15 protein-coding genes are annotated in these 18,107 nt (G+C 44.3%); 2 read left to right on the top strand and 13 right to left on the bottom strand.

Annotation, left to right across the window (positions count from 1 at the left end; translation table 11 throughout):
* The 11 genes from bamC to AKG33_RS04640 form a co-directional block, all read right to left on the bottom strand.
* Complete coding sequence (gene bamC / locus AKG33_RS04690; RefSeq protein ID WP_012031419.1) at nucleotides 1-1,068, bottom strand: outer membrane protein assembly factor BamC; 1,068 nt, start codon at nucleotides 1,066-1,068, stop codon at nucleotides 1-3.
* Nucleotides 1,069-1,085: 17 nt separating this feature from the next.
* Nucleotides 1,086-1,979 (bottom strand): 4-hydroxy-tetrahydrodipicolinate synthase, encoded by an 894-nt coding sequence (dapA, locus tag AKG33_RS04685; RefSeq protein ID WP_012031418.1) that lies wholly within the window; start codon nucleotides 1,977-1,979, stop codon nucleotides 1,086-1,088.
* A 91-nt stretch (nucleotides 1,980-2,070) separates the two neighbouring features.
* On the bottom strand, nucleotides 2,071-3,066 hold the full coding sequence (purM, locus tag AKG33_RS04680; protein ID WP_012031417.1) for a phosphoribosylformylglycinamidine cyclo-ligase: 996 nt from the start codon (nucleotides 3,064-3,066) through the stop codon (nucleotides 2,071-2,073).
* Nucleotides 3,066-3,785 (bottom strand): phosphoribosylaminoimidazolesuccinocarboxamide synthase, encoded by a 720-nt coding sequence (gene purC, locus AKG33_RS04675; RefSeq protein WP_012031416.1) that lies wholly within the window; start codon nucleotides 3,783-3,785, stop codon nucleotides 3,066-3,068. Before purC ends, purM begins: the two co-directional genes overlap by 1 nt.
* A gap of 4 nt (nucleotides 3,786-3,789) precedes the next feature.
* Entirely contained in the window at nucleotides 3,790-4,767 is a 978-nt protein-coding gene (locus AKG33_RS04670) for a calcium/sodium antiporter (protein WP_012031415.1), read from the bottom strand.
* A gap of 105 nt (nucleotides 4,768-4,872) precedes the next feature.
* Complete coding sequence (locus AKG33_RS04665) at nucleotides 4,873-8,580, bottom strand: phosphoribosylformylglycinamidine synthase (RefSeq protein ID WP_012031414.1); 3,708 nt, start codon at nucleotides 8,578-8,580, stop codon at nucleotides 4,873-4,875.
* Nucleotides 8,581-8,695: 115 nt separating this feature from the next.
* On the bottom strand, nucleotides 8,696-9,136 hold the full coding sequence (locus tag AKG33_RS04660) for an OsmC family protein (RefSeq protein WP_012031413.1): 441 nt from the start codon (nucleotides 9,134-9,136) through the stop codon (nucleotides 8,696-8,698).
* A 50-nt stretch (nucleotides 9,137-9,186) separates the two neighbouring features.
* On the bottom strand, nucleotides 9,187-10,836 hold the full coding sequence (locus tag AKG33_RS04655; protein ID WP_012031412.1) for a glutamine--tRNA ligase/YqeY domain fusion protein: 1,650 nt from the start codon (nucleotides 10,834-10,836) through the stop codon (nucleotides 9,187-9,189).
* Nucleotides 10,837-10,935: 99 nt separating this feature from the next.
* Nucleotides 10,936-11,754 carry an SPFH domain-containing protein gene (locus AKG33_RS04650; RefSeq protein WP_012031411.1) on the bottom strand — a complete coding sequence of 273 codons (819 nt, stop codon included), beginning with the start codon at nucleotides 11,752-11,754 and terminating at the stop codon, nucleotides 10,936-10,938.
* 19 nt (nucleotides 11,755-11,773) lie between these two features.
* Nucleotides 11,774-13,942 (bottom strand): polyphosphate kinase 1, encoded by a 2,169-nt coding sequence (gene ppk1 / locus AKG33_RS04645; RefSeq protein ID WP_012031410.1) that lies wholly within the window; start codon nucleotides 13,940-13,942, stop codon nucleotides 11,774-11,776.
* A gap of 97 nt (nucleotides 13,943-14,039) precedes the next feature.
* Entirely contained in the window at nucleotides 14,040-14,261 is a 222-nt protein-coding gene (locus AKG33_RS04640) for a YdcH family protein (protein WP_012031409.1), read from the bottom strand.
* A 171-nt stretch (nucleotides 14,262-14,432) separates the two neighbouring features.
* Between AKG33_RS04640 and AKG33_RS04630 the strand changes: the two genes are divergently transcribed.
* Together AKG33_RS04630 and brnQ are read left to right on the top strand one after the other, a co-directional pair.
* Nucleotides 14,433-15,251, top strand: coding sequence for a hypothetical protein (locus AKG33_RS04630; RefSeq protein WP_012031408.1), 819 nt, complete (start codon nucleotides 14,433-14,435; stop codon nucleotides 15,249-15,251).
* 163 nt (nucleotides 15,252-15,414) lie between these two features.
* Nucleotides 15,415-16,758, top strand: a complete 1,344-nt coding sequence (brnQ, locus tag AKG33_RS04625; protein WP_012031407.1) for a branched-chain amino acid transport system II carrier protein — start codon at nucleotides 15,415-15,417, stop codon at nucleotides 16,756-16,758.
* Between the two features lie 18 nt (nucleotides 16,759-16,776).
* Here brnQ and rnhA read toward each other — a convergent pair whose 3' ends face one another.
* Together rnhA and asd are read right to left on the bottom strand one after the other, a co-directional pair.
* Nucleotides 16,777-17,229, bottom strand: coding sequence for a ribonuclease HI (gene rnhA / locus AKG33_RS04620; protein ID WP_012031406.1), 453 nt, complete (start codon nucleotides 17,227-17,229; stop codon nucleotides 16,777-16,779).
* On the bottom strand, nucleotides 17,210-18,043 hold the full coding sequence (asd, locus tag AKG33_RS04615) for an archaetidylserine decarboxylase (protein WP_012031405.1): 834 nt from the start codon (nucleotides 18,041-18,043) through the stop codon (nucleotides 17,210-17,212). Before asd ends, rnhA begins: the two co-directional genes overlap by 20 nt.
* Between the last annotated feature and the right edge of the window lie 64 nt (nucleotides 18,044-18,107).

The following is an 18,107-nucleotide window of genomic DNA, read 5'->3' as shown; positions in this document are numbered from 1 at the left end:
TTACAAACGGGTTTTTAAACGCGTCAATACGGTTTGCGCTTTTGCCGCAGAAAGAGCGCCGCCGTCACGATTTTGCACGATCACCAGCGATTTTTCGCCTTGATCGGATAAACGCAGCGTATACGATTCCGCCGCGGATTTTTTCGAACGCGAAAACAACGGATGAGCGGCAGCAGGTGAATAGTGCACGCGAAAACGTCCTTCCTGATAATTTTCTTGCACGACCGCAAAACCCGTTTTCTCCAAAGCCGTTTCCAAAAGTTGCCACGCTTGAGCATACGGCGCTTGAATCCACAACGCCGGTTGACCATCAGCTAATGGTTGTAAAAAACTATTTGCCGGCGCGGCAGAAATTTGCGCGTTATTAGGCGCTAAATGTTGTGCAATAAATAACGCGATGCGGCGCGTCATTTCTAATTGCAAAGCGGGATTTTCCGTATCGCTTAGTTGCCAATGAAAACCGCTGGGCGTTTTATGCGTTGGGAAATCGTAATCAGCGACTTGTTCGCTGGCGCGGTAAATAATTTGAATCAGCGTTTGATTTTGTTGGCGTGAAAAATGGAGGCGATAATGATCGCGGCGGTCGGTATCGTGCACAAAACCAAGCAATTTATTAATAAAATTTTGCGGACGATCATTGAGATTTTCTAACCAATCCGTTTCCATAATGCCCAAAGTCGGCTCATCTACTTTCAGCGTAATTCCTTGATTTTGCCAATATTTTTCAACTAATCGCCAAGCGGTTGTGGCATCGGCATCAACGCGTATATACGGCAATTCTCCTTTTTGTTCCACCACTTCCACGCCTTTCAACGCGGGCAACACATCGATGAAATCGCGTTGACTGCGTTCCAAAGCAGTTTTTTCATAAGCGCTATAAGTCGTTGGCGGATTAATATCAGGATTTTGCGTTTGCAGCCGCGACAAATCCGGCGGCAGCTCGATTTTTCGGCGCGTATTGCTTTGACGATAATCCGGTCGGCGATCGGGGAGTTGTTCTAATAATGAACCGGTCGTGCAAGCACTGACTGTAAAAAATGTAATCACTAATAATATGATTTTATTCATGAAAACTCCTCAATCGATTAATGCGTTTGAATCGTGATGCCGGCGGCAACTAATGCGGCGGTTAATGATTCGTGCCAACGTTCATCTAACGGCATCAGCGGTAAACGAATGCCGGCGGCGATTTTTCCCATACGTTGCAATGCCCACTTCACGGCAATGGGATTGGTTTCACAAAATAAGGATTCATGCAGCGCGGCGAGGCGTTGGTTGATAGCTTGCGCTTGTTTTAAATCGCCGTTTAACGCGCAATGCATCATGTTTTGCATCGCTTCTGGCGCCACGTTTGCCGTCACTGAAATCACGCCATCAATTAATCCTTCGCAAGCTGCTTGTGCACATAAGGCATCTTCGCCGCCGTATATTTTAAAACTTTGATTTTTAGGAAATAATTGACGAATTTGTGCTAAACGCGCGTGCGGCGTAGCCTCTTTAATGCCAATGATATGAGTTATTTTTGCGAGCGCGGTAACGGTTTCTAAAGCAATATCGCAGGCGGTGCGCGTGGGAACGTTATATAAAATCATGGGTAACGGCGCCGCGGCAGCGATTTTGGCAAAATGCGCGTATAAACCGCGTTGCGGCGGACGATTGTAATAAGGGGTGACTTGCAAACTCGCCGCGCAACCGCAGTGATAAGCTGCTAACGTGAGTTCAATCGCGCGCGCGGTGGCGTTTGCGCCTGCGCCGGCAATAATAGGAATGCGATCGTTGGCAATGTCAACGCAAAAACGCATGATAGCTTTGTGCTCATCGAGCGTTAACGTTGCGGCTTCGCCCGTTGTTCCCGCGACGACGATGGCTTGAGTTTGCGATGCAATATGCCAGTTGATTAAGGCTTCGAGCGCTTGCCAGTCGATGCTGCCGTCAATATGCATGGGCGTAACCAATGCCACCAGTGAACCTGTAAACATAATCGTCCTGAATGTTAAAAAGAAGAACGCATACTATGCGGATATAGTTATGAAAATCAAGGCACCCGATGCGTTGCCGCATCGGGATTTTTTAGATAAAACGCAACGGTTCTTCGCCCGTTGCCATAGTGCCGATAATGCGCGCATTTTCTTGCTGCGCGTGTAATGTTTTTAACACGGCATCAGCTTCATCGGGCGGCACGATCAACACAAAACCAATGCCCATATTGAATGTGCCCAAACATTCTTCATAAGAAACGTGTTGGGTGACTAATTCCATCAACGGCAAAGTCGGCAAGGTTTTAGTATCAATAACTGCAGTCAAACCAGCAGCATACGCCCGCGGAATATTTTCAATTAATCCGCCGCCGGTAATATGTGCCATGCCGCAAACTGCGTGTTTTTCTAAAACGGAAAGCACGGGGCGCACGTAAATCCGCGTTGGCGTGAGCAATTGCGCGCCGATCGTTGTTTCTTGATAGGGTTTTGAAAAATCAGTGAAAATCTTGCGCAATAAAGAATAACCATTACTGTGGAAACCGGAAGACGGTAAACCGATTAACACATCGTCCGCGCGCACTTTGCTGCCGTCAATCAACGCTGATTTTTCTACAACGCCCACGGCAAATCCCGCGATATCGTATTCACCTAAAGCATAAAAATCGGGCATTTCTGCCGTTTCGCCGCCGATTAATGCGGCGCCGGCTTGTTGGCAACCGTGCGCTACGCCTTTGACAATTTCGGCGGCAACTTGCGAATCGAGTTTACCGCAGGCGAGATAATCCAGAAAAAATTGGGGACGCGCGCCGTGGCATAAAATATCGTTGACGCACATCGCTACCGCATCAATGCCGATGGTGTCGTATTTTTCCAAGGAGAATGCAATTTTGAGTTTGGTGCCCACGCCGTCGGTTCCAGAAACTAAAACCGGTTCGCGATAACCGCTTAAATCATAAAAAGCACCAAATGCGCCGATTTGACTTAATACGCGCGCGTTATGCGTTGCCGCGGCATAATCTTTAATGCGGCGCACGGTATCATAACCGGCTTCTTTATCAACGCCCGCGGATTTGTAATCTAAACTCATTATTCCAGCTCCAATTGCTGTAAACGGCGAAGCACTTCACGATAAGCATCGGTTAATCCGCCTAAATCGCGGCGAAAACGGTCTTTATCTAATTTATTGTTGGTTTGCATATCCCACAGCCGGCAAGTATCGGGACTGATTTCGTCGGCGAGCACAATTTCGCCGGCGGCAGTGCGTCCAAATTCGATTTTAAAATCCACCAAATTAATTTGGCAGGCGGCAAAAAGGGCGCTTAATGATTGGTTGATTTTGTCGGTTAATTCGTAAATGGTATCTAAATCTTCATAACTGGCGGCGCCGAGCGCAACGGCATGATCATCGTTGATTAAAGGATCGTTGAGTTTGTCGTTTTTATAACAAATTTCAAAAACCACATTATCCAGTTCGGTACCTTCTTCCATGCCCAAACGTTTTGCCATTGAACCGGCAACGGTATTGCGCACGATAACTTCCAGCGGGAAAATCGTCACCTTTTGGCAAAGTTGTTCGCGATCGTTGAGCGTTTCAATATGATGCGTTGGAATATCAGCGGCTTTTAATACTTTAAAAATCAAGGTAGTAATTTGATTATTGAGAATACCTTTATCGGCGATGACGGCATGTTTGGCGCCGTTTCCTGCGGTGGCATCGTCGTTATAATGCATGATGATTTGGGTGGGATTATCGGTGGCATAGACGGATTTGGCTTTGCCAGAGTAAAGTAGATCGTGTTTTTGCATAAAATTATCCTTTTAAGAAGACGGACAAAACAAGAGAAGCAGTATAAAGCAAATAAATAATAAGTAAGATTAATCCGTGCGCGAGTTTGAGTTCGGCATTATGATCGCGGCGGCGAATGAGTCCCATCACAAATAATACGGCGGTAACGATCGTCATAACGACTAAATCGCGCGTTAATATTTCGGGTTCGGCGGCAAAAGGCGTAATCAATCCGGAAAGTCCCACAACGGCTAACGCGTTGAAAATATTAGAACCCACGATATTGCCCAATGCCATATCAGTTTGATTTTTGCGCACGGCAACAATTGAAGAAGCCAGTTCCGGCAAAGACGTTCCCACGGCGATAATCGTTAAACCAATAATTAAATCGCTGATATTTAGCGCTTGTGCAATGCTGACCGCGCCCCAAACCATAATCCGTGAAGCAATAATTAACAAAACCAAACCGCCCACGCTATAAACGAGCGCTTTTTTCACCGGCATAACCAAAGGATTGGCTTCGGAAATGACGACATTTTTCGGGATATTTTTGCGCGACCGGATAATCGTGCCGCCGGTAATGATGAAAAATAAAACTAACATCACCAGCGCTTCGCTGCGGCTGATGTAATCATCTTGCAGCCATAAAAAACAGAGCAACGTAATCAGCAGCAAAATAAACAGTTCGCCGGAAACCAATTTTTTGGGCATCGGAATGGGCGCAATCAAGGCGCTGATGCCTAAAATTAAACCGATATTGACGATATTTGAACCGTAGGCATTTCCTAATGCAATGCCGCTGTTATGATTAAGCGCTGCGGTTACGGATACGATCATCTCCGGCGCGGACGTGCCAAAACCGATGATTACAATGCCGATAACCAACGGCGATAATCCAGCAATTTTTGCCAACGCGGCGGCGCCGTCAACAAACCAATCCGCGCTTTTTACTAAAAGAATCAATCCAATAATGATTGCACCAATCGCCCAAATGATGGACACAATTTTCTCCTTATTTACTGCAAAAATAATGCAGCCACAAGCGGAAATGCTCGTGACTGCTGTAATTTTATTTTATTTTTCAAATTAATGAAAAATATCATACCGTTAAGAAAAAGCCTTAATGCCGGCGGCAAAAATATTTTGAGGACGGAAATTGGGGTGATTGCGATAAATACCCGCTTGATAGCGTTCGCTGTGTCCCATTTTTCCTAAAATACGTCCGCACGGGCTGGTAATGGCTTCAATTGCCCAATGTGAGCCATTAGGATTATAAATCGGCAGCAATGAAGCTTTACCGGTATCAGGATTAGCGTATTGCGTAGCGATTTGCCCGTTCGCGCTTAATGTTTGCAATACAGACGATTCCGCCCAAAACAATCCTTCACCATGCGAAATTGCAATATCGTGACAACTGCCGACTTTAAAATCTTGCAACCACGGGCTGTGATTATTACTGATTACCGTGGTGACGATGCGCGCGATATGCCGCTGAATATGATTATGCGTTAACGTCGGATCATTGGGCGCGCGTTGCTGCAGTTTTCCGTACGGCAACAAACCGCATTTAATCAGCGCCTGAAAACCGTTACAAATGCCCAAAATCAAACCATCGCGTTGCAAAAATGCTTCGATGGCATCGGCAATTTGCGGTTGACGCAACGTATTAGCAATAAATTTTCCGGAACCATCGGGTTCATCGCCCACAGAAAAGCCGCCGGATAACGCTAAAATTTGACTGTTTTCTAAAGTACGAACAAAACGTTGCACGCTGTCATCAATATCTTTTTGGTGACGATTACAAATCACTACTTCGCTTACGCTGCCACCGACGCGCACAAAAGCCCGTCCCGTATCCAATTCGCTATTTGTGCCGTAAAACGCCGGCAAACACACGCGCGGTTGCGCACAGCGTTGTTTTAAAACCACCGGCGCTTTTTGCACGCTGACCGCAGGAATCGGCGCATCATTTTGCGGCTCTTTGCTGTTTAACGGATAAATGGCAGATAACGACTGTTGTTTTTGTTGCAATTCATCTAATGAAAGCAATTCATGATTGATTGATAAATGCGCTTCCGCCAGCGTCATGCCGAGATAATGAAGATGCAGACGGTCAGGCAACGGTTGTTGACTGGTTAATAAAAAGCTGCCGTATTCCGCTTCAAACGCATCTTGAGGCAGCGCCGCCATGCCGCAACCGATTCGATTACCCAACATAGCTTCATAAATTGCTTGTAAAACGCCGCCGTGCCGCACACTGCGCAGCGCGGTTAATAAACCGGCATGATTGAGTTCATTAATAAAATCATTATGTTCGAGCAACAGCGCACAATTGGGGCGTCCCAATTCATCGGCGGGGCAGCGCAGCCAGTAAACATATTCTTCCGCGGCTTTAAATTCGGGACTCAAAATTTGTTGCGCGCTGATGGCATTGACGGCAAACGCGATTAACGTTGGCGGAACGTCTAACGATTGGAAACTGCCGCTCATGCTGTCTTTACCGCCAATTGCCGCGCGGTTAAGCGCTGATAACGCATGATGCGCGCCCAATAATGCGGCAAAAGGAGCGCCCCAACGTGTGCCATCGTTGCCTAATTTGGGGAAATATTCTTGTAAAGAAAAATGCGTTTGCCGAATATTACCGCCGCAGGCGATGATTTTTGCCGATGCTTCCATCACCGCCGCCATGCCGCCCAAATAAGGGTGATGACTGCTTAATTCGGGATTAAAACCGTAAGCGAGTAAAGACGTGGTATCCGTTGGCGTTTCCGTTGGCAATAAATAAGCCGATGCTTCTGCTGGCGTGGCGTGATATTTTCCGCCGTACGGCAATAATACGCAGCTGGCGCCCACGCTAAAATCAAAACGATCGCCGAGTCCGCGCAAATCGCTGTGTGCCAAAGTCGTTAATTGATTTTGAAAACGATTTTTCCATGAATAATGTTCTTTTTTCGGTGAACATTTCGCATCGGTTAAAACCACGCTGTTTTGTTGATTGACGGCGCCGTTACTGTCTAAAAATGCGCGATCGAGTTCAACAACCACTTCTCCGCGGTAACGCATAATCATTTTGCCTGAATCGGTGACTTGCGCGATTTTGCAAGCGGATAAATTTTCTTTTGCCGCTAAATCAGAAATTGCCGCAAAATCTTCCGCCGCGATGACAATTGCCATGCGTTCTTGCGATTCAGAAATGGCTAATTCTGTGGCGGATAATCCTTGATATTTGACGGGAACGGCGTCCAAATTAATATCCAAACTTGAAGCAATTTCACCAACTGCCACGCACACGCCGCCCGCGCCAAAATCGTTACAACGTTTTACTTTTTGCGCAAAAGCCGCCTGCCGGAATAAACGTTGCAATTTGCGTTCTTCGGGCGCATTACCTTTTTGCACTTCTGCCGCGCTTTGCGTTAATGAATCGCGGTTATGTTCGCGAGAAGAACCCGTGGCGCCGCCGCAGCCATCGCGACCGGTTGCCCCGCCTAATAACACCACAATATCGCCGGCTTTTGGCGTTTCGCGCCGCACGTGTTCTGCTGGCGCTGCTGCCACCACGGCGCCGACTTCTAAATGTTTGGCTTTATAACCGGCATGATAAATTTCTACGACTTGCCCCGTGGCGAGTCCGATTTGGTTGCCGTATGAAGAAGCACCGGCGGCAGCGCGTTGAGCGATGACGATTTGCGGCAGTTTTCCGGTTAATGTATCAGCGATGGCTTCGCGCGGATCGGCGCAGCCAGATAAACGCAGCGCTTGATAAACGTAGGCGCGTCCTGATAACGGATCGCGAATGGCGCCGCCGATGCAGGTTGACGCGCCGCCGAATGGTTCAATTTCTGTGGGGTGATTGTGGGTTTCATTTTTGAATTGCAATAACCACGGGCGGCGTTGATTATTTTCGTAGACGTCAACAAAAACGCTGCAGGCATTTACTTCTGCCGATACTTCTACATCAACCAAATTGCCTTGTTTGCGTTGATATTTGGCATCGATCGTGGCGAGATCCATTAAAGTCATTGGACGTTTTTCGGCGTCAGCACCATAAACCACGCGCCGTTTTGCCAAAACGTCTTCATAATCTTGTTGCATGGCTTTGCCAAACGCGGAACTGGGAAATTGAATATTGGTTAATTCGGTAGTGAAGGTGGTGTGGCGGCAGTGATCCGACCAATAAGTATCTAAAACGCGGATTTCTGTTTCGCTGGGCACGCGTTTTTTTTGTTGGAAATAATGTTGAACGAGCTGCAAATCTGCCAAACTCATCGCGAGCCCCTGACTGTGTCGCCACGCATCAAGCGCTGCGGTGCCCATTTGGCTGAAGGTTTTATAACGGGGGACGGGCGGCGGCAATTGAATTTCGGGCAACGCGGTGATTTTGAGATCTTTTTCCCGCGATTCAATGGGATTGAGCAAATAGTTTTTTAAACGATCGCGCGCGGCGGCATCGAGCGTTCCGCTGATGAGCCAAGCGGTTGCGGTGCATACTTTGGTGGCAGCAAATGCGCTGTTAAGCAATCGTAAACATTGTTCGGCGGCATCGGCGCGTTGATCGAATTGTCCGGGCAAAGGTTCGATAACCAAAATATCGTCCGATGAAGGCAGTTCTTCGATAACTTCATCGCTGACGGGATCAGAAAAAACATCGGTAATGGCTTGTGGTAAAGCGTGTTCTGGGCAACCGTATAAATCATATATTGCAATGGTTTCCAGTTGTTTGAGCGCGGGCAAATTGAGTTGGGCGCAGAGTTCGGAAAGTGAAAATGGAAGATGACGAAAAGCGGGGCGTTTTCGAATATAAATGCGGTGAAACATGGGTGACCTTATCCAGTGAATAAAAACGTTTATTTTAGCAAAAATCATGCATTGATTAACCGCCGAATCCCCATAAAAAAAGCCTGCACGAGGCAGGCAATGAACGTTTTTAATTTTATTCGCGGATAACGGCTGATAAAACGAGTTTGACGCCGTTTGCTAAACAATCGCCCACCGGACACGTTTTTTCCACAAAATGAGCGAATTGTTCGGTTTTTTCCTGTGATTCTTGCGTTTTAAAATGCATTCTAAAACGGATTTCTTGAAAACCATTGCGCACGTCGGCAAGTCCCATAAATCCGTCCGGATCCAAATCGCCTTCTAGTTCGACGCGAAAAGATTCGTAGTGAAAATTTTGTGATTGCGCAAATGCCGCCACCACAATCGTTTGACAAGCGCCGAGCGCGCATAAAACGGCTTCCACCGGATTCATGCCGGTATCAGTGCCGCCGAGCGCGGGTGGTTCGTCCATCGTGATGGTGAAATTGCGCGCCCGCGTCATCACAGATAATCCTTTACTTTGCTTTTCGGCAACGGCTTTAAAAGTAGTTAACATAAAAAGCTCCTTTGGTGGTTGATTAAATTGTTTATAAACAATGAATTATTTTATTTCCAGCCATCGCGTAGTGTGACCGTTAAATTTAAAACCAAATGATCAGCGCAACTATCGGGATCGATGGCGTAATAACCTTGGCGTTCGAGTTGGTAAACGGTGCCGGCAGCGGCTTTAATGGCGGGTTCTGCTTGCGCGTTGTGCAAAATTTTTAAAGAATCGGGGTTAATGGTATCGAGAAAATGTTCGGCTGCCATCGGATTTTTTTCTTGGAATAACAATCCATATTGACGAATTTCCGTAGTCAGCGCGTCAGCAGCAGAAACCCAATGAATCACGCCGTTTGCTTTATATCCTTGTGGATTTTTGCCCAAAGTTTCGGGATCGTGGTGGCATTTGAGTTCAATTACATTGCCATTTTCATCTTTGATAACCTCATCGCAAATAACCACGTAAGAACCGCGCAACCGCACGGCAGCATTTGGCGCCAATCGTTTCCAGCCTTTTGGTGGATTTTCGCTAAAATCATCACGTTCAATATATAACGTATTGGAAAACGGAACTTTTCTCGTTCCCATTTCCGGATTTTGCGGGTGATTGGGTAAATCGTAAACCGCGCGAAAATCATCGCTCAAACTGGTAATCGTTAATTTGATCGGATCGAGCACGACCATACGGCGCAGCGCTTCTTGATTGAGGCGGTCACGAATAACGCTTTCAAAATAACTCATTTCAATGGTGCCGTCGGCTTTACTGATACCGATGCGTTCGCAGAAATCGCGCAAACCGCTCGCTGGAATACCGCGGCGGCGCAATCCGGCAATAGTAGGCATGCGCGGATCGTCCCAACCGTTAACGTGTTTTTCTTGAACTAATTGAATCAAGCGGCGTTTAGATAAAACGGTATATTCCAAATTAAGCCGTGAAAATTCAATTTGTTGTGGGTGGCAGGGCGTTTGTAATTTATCTAAAACCCAATCATATAACGGGCGGTGATCTTCAAATTCCAGCGTGCATAGACTATGCGTAATGCCTTCGATCATGTCGGAAAGGCAATGAGTGTAGTCGTACATTGGATAAACTTTCCATTCGTCGCCGGCGTGAAAATGATCGGTATGCCGAATGCGATAAATGACTGGATCGCGCATATTAATGTTCGGACTCGCCATATCGATTTTGGCGCGCAAAACGAGGCTGCCGTCAGGGTGTTTTCCTGCGACCATTTCATCAAAAAGCCGTTTATTTTCTTCGGGACTACGATCGCGATAAGGACTATTTTTGCCGGCTTCGGTTAATGTGCCGCGGGTGTCGCGAATTTCGTCGGCGGTTTGCGAATCAACGTAAGCATCGCCTTGTTCAATTAATTGATATGCATAAGCAAGAAGTTGTGGAAAATAATCGGAAGCGTGGCGCAAAACGTGCCATTTAAAGCCCAACCATGTCACGTCTTCTTTGATTGACGACATATATTCTTCATTTTCTTTTTCGGGATTGGTGTCGTCAAAACGCAAATTGCATAATCCATTGAATTCTTTCGCCATACCGAAATTTAAACAAATGGATTTAACGTGCCCTAAATGCAAATAACCGTTTGGTTCGGGTGGAAAACGCGTATGCACGCGCGCGTCATTTTTGCCGTTTTCCACATCGGAAACAATGATATTGCGGATAAAATTCGCCGCGGGAGTGATAGGTTCAGTCATGATAGATGCCTCATAATTACTAAAATGTCCCAATTCTAGCAGATTGTTAATGTTGTGCGTCAAAATGACCGGCGTTTTTCCAAGGAATAAATAATTTTTCTATCCGATTTTTACAACGGGCGACGCATTTTCATCTGATAATAAAACAGTCATCATGTTACTGATTAATCTGGCTTTTTCGGTTTCGGTGAGGTTAACAATTTTGCGACTTTCCAATTCTTTAATGGTACCTTCAACCATGGAAATTGCGCCGCGGACTAGAGTGCGTCTTGCCATCATAATGGCTTCAGCTTGTTGTTTTTTCAGCATCATTTGCGCAATTTCTGGTGCGTACGAAAGATGCGTAAAACGCGCTTCATCAATTGAAATGCCCGCTTTTTCTACCTGCTTTTGAATCATCTCTTTCAGATTTTCAAAAATCGCTTCCGAATGTTCGCTTAATCCTTCGTTTTTATTACGGCTGGAATAAGGGTGATGACTGGCAATTGCGCGCAGCGCACCTTCACTTTGTACTTTTAAAAACAAAACCGGATCTTCAACGTCTAATACCGCGGCGGCAGGGTTTTCGATGTGATAAACGATAGAAGCGGCGATTTCAATGGGCGTACCCGATGAATCGTTTACTTTGAGCGTTTCTGTAATATAGTTATCCGTTTTTAAAGAAATGCTTTTAATGGAATAGAGCGGATTGGTATAGAAAAAACCTGGTTCCATCAAAACGCCAGCATATTTACCAAAAAGCGTGGCAACGAGCGCTGTATTAGGTTGTACCACCTTAAAACCGGAAAGAAAAAAAACAAGAACGAAAGCAACAACAACCAAATTGTCAAAAAAATAAAAAATACAAAAACCAGCGAGTCCGAATAAAATGAGCGCGATCCAGCCGCTTATATATTTCATAAATTGATATTGTCCCATTTCTATGCTCCTTAGTGATTTATTTGATTGATTTTGTTTTACGGTGTCTTAAGCGAGAAGCGTTTTTATAACGTTGCGTTGCTTCTTGCATAAATTGCTCTTGTGAACCTATTTTCCGGTGCGGATTTACACACCGTTTATAACTGCCATCGTTGCACATTTTCCATGCATTTTCGCGATCGTTAAGCTGCGTTTCGAGGAAATGTTGCAACATATCGCGCATTTTTTGATTTTCTATGGGCACGATAACTTCCACGCGACTTTCTAAATTGCGGTGCATTAAATCTGCAGAACCAATGAAATACTCCTCGTCGCCGCCGTTATAAAAATAGTAAACACGAGCGTGCTCTAAAAAGCGTCCAACGATGCTGGTAATCGTAATATTTTCAGATAATCCGGCAACGCCAGCGATAATGCAGCAGCTGTCGCGCACGAGCAATTCGATTTTAACGCCGGCTTGCGAGGCTTGATATAAAGAATAAGCAATATCTTTATCTTCTAACGCATTGGTTTTTAAAATAATAAGCGATTTTTTACCGGCTTTTGCGTGTTTTATTTCGCGGTGAATGCGATCGAGCAATCCCGATTTCATATGTTTGGGCGCCGGCAATAATTTTTGATAAAAACGGCTTGGCGTGTAACCCGTTGTTAAATAATTAAATAATTCGGTTAAATCGGCGCCGATAGCGGGATCTGCCGTCAATAAACCAAAATCGCTGTATTGTCTGGCGGTGCCGCTGTGATAATTTCCGGTGCCGATGTGTGCGTAACGGCGCAAACCGTCATAATCTTGCCGAATTACATAAATGAGTTTGGCGTGCGTTTTTAAGCCAACGATGCCGTAGGTAACGTGAATGCCGGCTTCTTCCAAATGATTTGCCCAACGAATATTGGCGGATTCATCAAAACGCGCTTTAACTTCTACCACCACGGTAACTTGTTTGCCGTTACGCGATGCTTCGATTAAATAATCAATGATTTTTGAATCGCTGGACGTGCGGTAAATCGTCATTTTAATCCCGAGCACTTTGGGATCGCGGCTGGCATCGCGAATAAAACGTTCCACGGAACTGGTAAACGATTCATAGGGCATTTGCAGCAAAAAATTGCCCGCGCGGCGAATCGCGTGGAAAATATTGTCTTCACCCACTAATCCTTCATGATCAACGGGGTGATAAGGTTTGAGTTTTAAATCTTCACGATCAATTGCGGTCAATTCGAATAAATCGCGCATTTGCATCAAATTGCGCACTTCAAAAGTATCTTTATCCTCTTCCAAATGCAGTTCGGAGGCGAGCATGCCTTTGTGTTTGGGATCGATGCCTTTTTTGTATTCCATGCGCACGATGGGCGCAAAACGCCGCTCGCGTAATTCCACCTCAATCAATTCCAATAAATCATCAGCTTTTTCTTCGTCTTTTTCGGTAACGGCATTACGCGTTACGCGGAAAATATCAATTTGATTGATCTCCATTTCGGGAAACAAAATATCAAGATTATTAATGATCAAATCTTCTAACGTGATAAACGTCAGCGTATTAGGAATTTGCACATTAATAAAACGTTTACTACCTTGCCCAACGGGAATTTTGACCCGCGCGGTGGAAGTTTTTTGCGTTTCCGGATAATTCATGCGAATCAATAAATTAAGCGATAAATTGGAAACAAATGGGAACGGGTGCGCGGGATCCATAGCTTGCGGCGTGAGCAGCGAATAAATATTGTCGAGGAAATAAGTGCGCATTTCTTGTTGTTTTTCGGCGGATAATTGTTTGAATTCAACAATTTCAATGTTTTCTTTTTTCAGCGCGCTTTCTAATTGTTTCCATGTATTTTCAATATCTTGCTGGATTTTATTGATTTTTTCATAACAATCATCAATTTGTTTTTGCGGCGTGCGTCCGTCCAAACTCAAATGATGCAGTCCCGCGCCAACTTGTTGCTTGAGTCCGCCGATGCGTTTCATGAAAAATTCATCAAGATTATTGTTGACGATGGCAAGGAATTTAACGCGTTCAAGCAGCGGCACATTTTTCCGCCGTGCTTCAAAAAGTACGCGTTCATTAAAAGCGAGCCAAGTAAGCTCACGGTTTAAATAAATATCTTTGGGATCGGCAGTATCAATATCAATGAACGGTGCTTTTTCTGTGGAAGTGTTTTTTGGAGAAGTTGGTAATTGTTCTGTCATAGTATTCTTTAGATTATTATTAAAATAAACACTATAAATTTGTTTTGTTGCGATAAGATTACGGGATAGAAAAGCCCGCTATAAAGCGGGCGAGAAGTCAATTATCTGCGTGTTCTTTTAAGATTTTGTAAATCTCATCTTTGAGTTGTAATTTTCGCCGTTTTTTCTGTTCAATTTCATCATGTTGAAGCGTCGCGGTCGAAGTATTAATCAAACGGGTAATTTCCGCATCAAGCGCGCTGTGTTCATTAAATAGACGGGCAAAGTGGTTGTCATTATTTTTCAATGTCTCGATGAGATCGCGATATTCATCAAACATAGTTTTCTCCTTTTGTTATGGGTTTTGGTTATCTTAACGCGTTTATTTTTCAAGATCACGCAAAAAAGCGCTTTCTGATTGCGGCAGGAATTGAAGAAAAATATTCATATTTAACGGTGAATCGGTTATTTTCCCAACAATCATTGATTGCAAAAATAAAGGTTCATCAACATGAAGCAAGAAATAACTTTATTAGCCGTGCCTGATAAACGCCCGATTTCCGAAGTAAAAGAATGGTTTTTTGATGGTTATGCGTTGATTATGCGGGAAAAAATATTTTGGTTGCGGTTTTTTGGCATCAGTTTTTTTCTGTTTTTAATGACGGCATTTTTGGGCAATTTATGTGCCGCGGCGCTTTCTGTTACGGGCATTGTTTTTTTGCAACGTTTGGCAGCTACGATTTTATGGACGGCAACCACTCTTTTAACGCAAATTGCCGCCTGCCGCGCGATGGCAATAATTGCCTGCCGCGAACGCCCTCATTTAAACGTTTTTTTGTGGTGGAAAGAAGCGCGCGAACAACCCATTTTTGGGCATTATTTATTATTTTTGGTGTCATTAGAATTAATTTTTAGCGTTTTTCACCATTACTTTTTTACCGAATCGTTTTTTATTATCGAAAATAATCGCGTTGTTTTGGCGTCAGCAGAAACAGTATTGCCGCTTTTTTTATTCTATTTGGGCGCGCGCGGCATCGTAATGACGTTTACGTGGGCAATGATTCCCTTGTTATCTGATTGTTCTTCGGCGCAATTGCGCACTTTGTTGACACTTCATTGGCGTGGTACTTGGAAAAACGGCGTTAATTTAATGTTACTGATGCTGATAGTTTTAGTGATTATGTTCGTTTTATTGATATTTTTAGCGATAGTTTTTTCAATATTTAATTTTTTTAGCGTTTTTATCTTTTTATTTGCGTTAATTTGGTTTTTTCCGATGATGCTAGCGTGGAGTTTTAGCGCAAGTCGCCATATTTTTACTACTTGGTAGAGAAATAATCTTTTTTATAAAATTTTTATTTATAGTTTATTACCTTAAATATTGAGCGTTAAAAACTCATTTATTAAATTTTATTGGAGAATAAAATTAAACATTGCATTATTTTTAGAATTATATAAGATACGGTTGAATCTACAGTAAAGAGAGATTCACCATGAAAACATTTCAACATTCACCGCTGACGCGTTTATTCACCGTTGGCTTGATGCTTTTTTCCTTATTTTTTGGCGCCGGCAATTTGATTTTTCCTGCTCAATTAGGGCAAGAAGCCGGCAGCAGTTTATGGCTGGCAATGAGCGGATTTTTATTAACGGGCGTTGGTTTGCCTTTATTAGGCGTCATCGCAGTTGCCGTTGCCGGTGAACACAATATCCGCGGCGTCGCTGAAAAAGTACACCCGTTATTTGGTTTGATTTTTTCTTTGGCGTTGTATTTAACTTTAGGGCCATTATTTGCTACGCCGAGAACGGCAACCGTTGCATTTGAAATCGGCATCGCGCCGTTATTGCGCGGACAATCTGCCGCATGGATTTTGCCGGTATTTAGTTTGGGCTTTTTTGCGGTATCGGCTTATTTGGCATTATCACCGGGAAAATTGGTTGACCGCGTTGGCTGCGTTTTAACGCCCATCTTATTGTTTGCTATCACACTTTTGGCTTTATTCGGCATCGCTAAACCCATGGGCGCATTACAATCACCGCAAGAACCTTTTAATAACATTCCTATTATCAGTGGTTTTTTAGCCGGATATAGCACAATGGACGCTTTAGCTTCACTCGTTTTTGGCGGCATCGTGGTGCAATCCATCCGCGGACAAAGCGGACATGCATCAGAATCATCGGTCGTTAAAAATATTTTGATTGCCGGTGGCATTGCCGTTGGATTATTAGCGTTGGTCTACTTATTTATCGCTTATTTAGGTGCCGGCAGCGTCACGCAATTAGGACAATTACACAATGGCGCGGCAGTGCTCGCATTATCAGCGCATCATTATTTCGGTATCGCTGGTAACATCTTGATTGCTTTGATTGTATTGCTGGCTTGTTTGACAACGGCTATTGGTTTGATTTCTGCGTGCGCCGCGTTTTTCACTTCTTTATTGCCGCGGATTTCTTATTCATTTTTCGTTGTGATTTTTAGTGTAACTGGCGCCATTATTGCCAATTGTGGATTAGAAGCCATCGTGCATTATTCCATTCCGCTTTTAATGGTTTTATATCCGCCGACCGTCGCATTAATTTTATTAACCTTAGCAGCGCCTTTATTTGGACACGCGCAAGCCGTTTTCATTGCCACCATCAGCGCCATTATTCCTTTTGGTTTGTTGGACGGCTGGCGTGCGTTATTTGGTTTATCTGCTGGATTCAATCAATTTTTAAACCACTATTTGCCGTTTTACGGTTTAGGTTTGGGCTGGATCATGCCGGCGATTTTAGGATTATTCGTGGGATTATTGATTGAAAAAATGTTGGTACGGAAAATGGTATACAGCCAATAAATACGGTGGCGGTGGGTTTTAGGACGTTTTTTGCCGCAACGATTCAATGGCACGATTGGCAAGTTCATCAGCAATTTCATTACCTGGATTGCCAGCGTGTCCTTTAACCCAGCGCCATTCAATTTCATAACGTTGATTAAGTTGGTCGAGCGCTTGCCATAATTCAATGTTTTTAATTGGTTTTTTGGAAGCGTTCCGCCAATTATTTTTTTTCCAAACGGGTAGCCAGTGGGTGATCCCGTTTTTAACGTAAACAGAATCCGTGCTGATTAAAATAGGGCACGGTCGTTTAATCGCTTTTAAAGCTTCAATTGCCGCGGTTAATTCCATGCGGTTATTCGTTGTATGCCATTGTGCACCCATCAATACTTTTTCATGTTGACCGTAACGCATTAAAACGCCCCAGCCGCCGATGCCGGGGTTTCCTTTGCAAGCGCCGTCAACAAAAATATCAAGAATAGGTGCAGGCAATTTTTTCTCCCATCAAGATTTTGTCGCGATTATTGAGTTTTTCATTTTGCCAATCAATCTGTTGCGACTGAAAACATAAAATCACCGTAGAACCCAAATTAAATTGACCCAGTTCCGCGCCTTTCGCAAAAAATGGTTTTTCTGGATAAAAATAATGATTATCGGCGCCGTTATCGCTGACGATGCCATGCCAAACCGTTGAAATACTGCTTACGTTTAACGCGCCGACAAAAATCACGCTCATTTTTCCCAATTCGGTTTCAAAATGGCAAACCAAACGTTCATTACCAGCAAAAAGCAACGGAATTTTTTCTAATAAATCCAAAGCAACGCTATGTTTATCGCCAGGGCAAAAAGTCATGCTGACCAAATGACCGTCACACGGCATATGCACGCGATGATAATCATCTGGAGCAAGATAAAGCGTAATTGCCGTTCCCGATTCATATGCTTGCGCCAATTCATAACTATTAAGCAAAGCGGCAAGAGAATAACGTTGGCTTTTTGCTTGAATCATTAAACCATTTTCGATGGTGTGGTAATACGCACAGCGACCGTCAACAGGACTGATGATGGATTCTGGCGCGGCATCGATGGGACGTGCATCAGCGGCTAACGTGCGGGTGAAAAACGCGTTTAACGTGGGATAAGCAAAAGGATCTTTTTCGGCAGCAAAATCAGTATTTGCTTTGGTGACAAAACAAAAACCGCGGATCAGTACATTTTTGATCCATACGATTTTAATGCGCGCGAGCCAATAAAATAATCGGCTTAATAATTTGCGCGGCAAAAGACGGTAGTAATAATAAAACATCTCAAATCCTTAAAAAAACGCCGAATTATCAGCGCATAAAAAAGCGCTGCTAAGCTCGTGCCTA

The organism is Dichelobacter nodosus (assembly GCF_001263335.1).
GTDB lineage: Bacteria > Pseudomonadota > Gammaproteobacteria > Cardiobacteriales > Cardiobacteriaceae > Dichelobacter > Dichelobacter nodosus.
This window is presented reverse-complemented; position numbering and strand designations above follow the sequence as displayed.

What these genes read in the sequence shown, in the direction of transcription:
- asd (WP_012031405.1), bottom strand. Translation starts at nt 18,043, where the DNA reads ATGTTTTATTATTACTACCGTCTTTTGCCGCGCAAATTATTAAGCCGA.
- purM (WP_012031417.1), bottom strand. Translation starts at nt 3,066, where the DNA reads ATGAGTTTAGATTACAAATCCGCGGGCGTTGATAAAGAAGCCGGTTAT.
- AKG33_RS04630 (WP_012031408.1), top strand. Translation starts at nt 14,433, where the DNA reads ATGAAGCAAGAAATAACTTTATTAGCCGTGCCTGATAAACGCCCGATT.
- AKG33_RS04650 (WP_012031411.1), bottom strand. Translation starts at nt 11,754, where the DNA reads ATGGGACAATATCAATTTATGAAATATATAAGCGGCTGGATCGCGCTC.
- AKG33_RS04665 (WP_012031414.1), bottom strand. Translation starts at nt 8,580, where the DNA reads ATGTTTCACCGCATTTATATTCGAAAACGCCCCGCTTTTCGTCATCTT.
- AKG33_RS04655 (WP_012031412.1), bottom strand. Translation starts at nt 10,836, where the DNA reads ATGACTGAACCTATCACTCCCGCGGCGAATTTTATCCGCAATATCATT.
- purC (WP_012031416.1), bottom strand. Translation starts at nt 3,785, where the DNA reads ATGCAAAAACACGATCTACTTTACTCTGGCAAAGCCAAATCCGTCTAT.
- brnQ (WP_012031407.1), top strand. Translation starts at nt 15,415, where the DNA reads ATGAAAACATTTCAACATTCACCGCTGACGCGTTTATTCACCGTTGGC.
- ppk1 (WP_012031410.1), bottom strand. Translation starts at nt 13,942, where the DNA reads ATGACAGAACAATTACCAACTTCTCCAAAAAACACTTCCACAGAAAAA.
- dapA (WP_012031418.1), bottom strand. Translation starts at nt 1,979, where the DNA reads ATGTTTACAGGTTCACTGGTGGCATTGGTTACGCCCATGCATATTGAC.
- AKG33_RS04640 (WP_012031409.1), bottom strand. Translation starts at nt 14,261, where the DNA reads ATGTTTGATGAATATCGCGATCTCATCGAGACATTGAAAAATAATGAC.
- AKG33_RS04660 (WP_012031413.1), bottom strand. Translation starts at nt 9,136, where the DNA reads ATGTTAACTACTTTTAAAGCCGTTGCCGAAAAGCAAAGTAAAGGATTA.
- bamC (WP_012031419.1), bottom strand. Translation starts at nt 1,068, where the DNA reads ATGAATAAAATCATATTATTAGTGATTACATTTTTTACAGTCAGTGCT.